This is a genomic window from Sphaerothrix gracilis Ecp01, assembly GCF_030405905.1.
GTDB classification, from domain to species: Bacteria; Cyanobacteriota; Cyanobacteriia; order Phormidesmidales; family Phormidesmidaceae; genus Sphaerothrix; species Sphaerothrix gracilis.
On sequence record NZ_JASATW010000094.1, the window covers coordinates 1 to 2,083 of the forward strand.

Annotated in this window: 5 protein-coding genes; 4 read left to right on the forward strand and 1 reads right to left on the reverse strand. The window is 46.6% G+C overall.

Annotated features, from left to right (window positions below):
* The coding region (locus QJQ48_RS27825) for a hypothetical protein (protein WP_346294453.1) at nucleotides 1–405 on the forward strand (405 nt) is incomplete at its 5' end.
* Between the two features lie 234 nt (nucleotides 406–639).
* On the opposite strand, the gene QJQ48_RS27830 is transcribed toward QJQ48_RS27825, so the two are convergent.
* Nucleotides 640–831: a hypothetical protein gene (locus QJQ48_RS27830; protein WP_346294454.1), complete on the reverse strand. Its 192-nt coding sequence runs from the start codon at nucleotides 829–831 to the stop codon at nucleotides 640–642.
* 184 nt (nucleotides 832–1,015) lie between these two features.
* Between QJQ48_RS27830 and QJQ48_RS27835 the strand changes: the two genes are divergently transcribed.
* The 3 genes from QJQ48_RS27835 to QJQ48_RS27845 form a co-directional block, all read left to right on the forward strand.
* On the forward strand, nucleotides 1,016–1,291 hold the full coding sequence (locus QJQ48_RS27835; protein WP_346294455.1) for a hypothetical protein: 276 nt from the start codon (nucleotides 1,016–1,018) through the stop codon (nucleotides 1,289–1,291).
* A 67-nt stretch (nucleotides 1,292–1,358) separates the two neighbouring features.
* Entirely contained in the window at nucleotides 1,359–1,844 is a 486-nt protein-coding gene (locus tag QJQ48_RS27840; protein WP_346294456.1) for a Rad52/Rad22 family DNA repair protein, read from the forward strand.
* 50 nt (nucleotides 1,845–1,894) lie between these two features.
* Nucleotides 1,895–2,083, forward strand: a 189-nt coding sequence (locus QJQ48_RS27845; protein WP_346294457.1) for a hypothetical protein, incomplete at its 3' end; no start/stop codon positions are given.

Genomic DNA, 2,083 nt, shown 5'->3' on the forward strand with positions numbered 1-2,083 from the left:
ATTGTTCTGGAGGAAAATCAGGCAGAGGCCATGTTAGAGGCTTTTGAGAGAGGATATTTTGACGGAGAGCATGACAATCCTCTTTATCTAGGCTTTTGTATTGTCGTTGTTGCTAATCAGACTAATCCTGCCAATCTCTCCTACGTTGTTCAGCATTTGAGGATGTGTGAAGCCGAAGGAATAAGTATTTTAGAGTTGTTAGCGAAGTACAACATTCCAGCGATTACTGAAGTCACATATCATAAAGCTTTTTTGAGCTATCGCTTTGGCTATATGGGTCATGATGAAGTTCCTGAAAAACTGCTCAAACTAAAACACTGGAGTTGCCAACTTTGGGAAGATTATTGTAGCTATCTTGTATCTGCTCATGGCTACAAAATGCTTTCTGTTTTTTGGGCAAGGTAAACAGATAAGGCGAAAGTCTCCATCATGCCCTAGCTATTGCTAGGGCTTTTTCTTACCTTCTTGGCAGCGATCGCTCCAATACGAAATCACCACAGCCAGCACAATAAGCCAAAAGAGGATAAACGCTCCTTCAATGCTCGCGGATGGATCTAGCAGATAGCCAGCAGGCCAATCGCCAGAAGTTATAAAGATCCTTCTATAAGTTCTTGCTAGAGCGTTCTTAGGATAAAGAGCTTAGAGATAGCCGTCAGCCTGAAGTTTTTCAATGATAGCTTGTCGGATGTACTGGGCTTTGGCTGTGCCCATATCATCGAGAATCCTTCCGACTGACTCAGGCATTTTGGTTCCATAAACTTTTCGGCCTAAAGCCTCTTCGCCTTCAGGCTTGAAAGGAGTGAGTCCTGCAAGCTGAGATTTTTTAACCATAGTGACTGATGCCTGCCTGGAGTGACAGATTCAAGGCAAATTTAGCATAAATCATACTGGTTAACCAGCGTCATAGCTTGCAATCACTGGTTAACCAGTGTATAATAAGGGTATAGAGCAGAGAGGACACCTGCCACCAAGCTGAATGCCCTCTCAAGTGGTTGTTAACCCTGGAGATATTGTAATGCCTGTTGAAGTTGCCCTTGCTTACGAAGCCCAAAAGCGAGAACAAGCTGACACTGATCGCGTTGAATGGACGCCCGAAGCACTCAATCCTGAAGCTGCTGAAGCTGAGTCAGATTTCTATGCTCCTAATGAAAGCAGGAAGTCTAGCCCTATTACGGAGGAACTGGCCTTTGCTGCTGAAGCGCGAGCAGAGTATTGGTTTGATTCACCCAATCCTGATCCAGCCGCTGATCTCGACTTTCACCTAGATGGTGAAGATTGGTTGATGTTCTAAAAAGCGTTCCAGGGGCACCCCTGCCCCTAAAAGCTCTTGTTGTTATAACTCTTTGATATCAACCATTATGCAAAGTCAACCGAAAAAAACCTCTCTTGTTCAGTTTCCGCCTCAGTCTAAAGCAGCCCCTACATCAATCCAGCCTCCTAGCAAAGTGGGTGAGTGGAGCCTGCAGCAGATTCAAGAAGCCCTGAAGCGACCACTGCCAGCAAACTTGCTCAGTTCTAAGAAACGTGGTGGCAAGCGGATTACTTTCATTCACTGGTACACAGCCAACAGCATTTTAGATAAGTATGCTCCTGGCTGGGCGTGGCAGATTATCAGTACACAACTCTCTAGCGATCGCTTGTTTCTGGTAGGCCGTCTAACAATTCCTACTAGCGAAGGCCATATCTACCGCGAAGCGACCGGAACGGAGGAACTTAAGCGCCTCAATGATGATGGCGAAGAGGTAGAGCTAGCCTACGGGGATCCCTCATCCAATGCTGAAAGCAAAGCGTTTAGACGAGCGGCAGCGAAGTTTGGTCTAGGTTTGTATCTTTACAAAGATTAGCCTGCAACTGGGGGCATTTGCCCCCTTATCGTCACAGAGCAAAACCAGACATGCAACTTTGGATCTACCGCACTTCTGTTTATTTTGATGAGCGTCGGAACTGCGTTCGTCGGGTGGAAAAGCTGCCGAGCGCTCTCTATCTAAGCGATGAGAGCTATGTACTGCCGCCTAGACCACTGCATGAGCGCGAGGGGCAGCAGGTTGGATGGACATTTGAAGGCATAGCCACGGAGATTTGC

Bases quoted from the DNA above. Each gene is read 5' to 3' on its own strand.
- QJQ48_RS27830 (WP_346294454.1), bottom strand. From the start codon at position 831: ATGGTTAAAAAATCTCAGCTTGCAGGACTCACTCCTTTCAAGCCTGAA.
- QJQ48_RS27835 (WP_346294455.1), top strand. From the start codon at position 1,016: ATGCCTGTTGAAGTTGCCCTTGCTTACGAAGCCCAAAAGCGAGAACAA.
- QJQ48_RS27840 (WP_346294456.1), top strand. From the start codon at position 1,359: ATGCAAAGTCAACCGAAAAAAACCTCTCTTGTTCAGTTTCCGCCTCAG.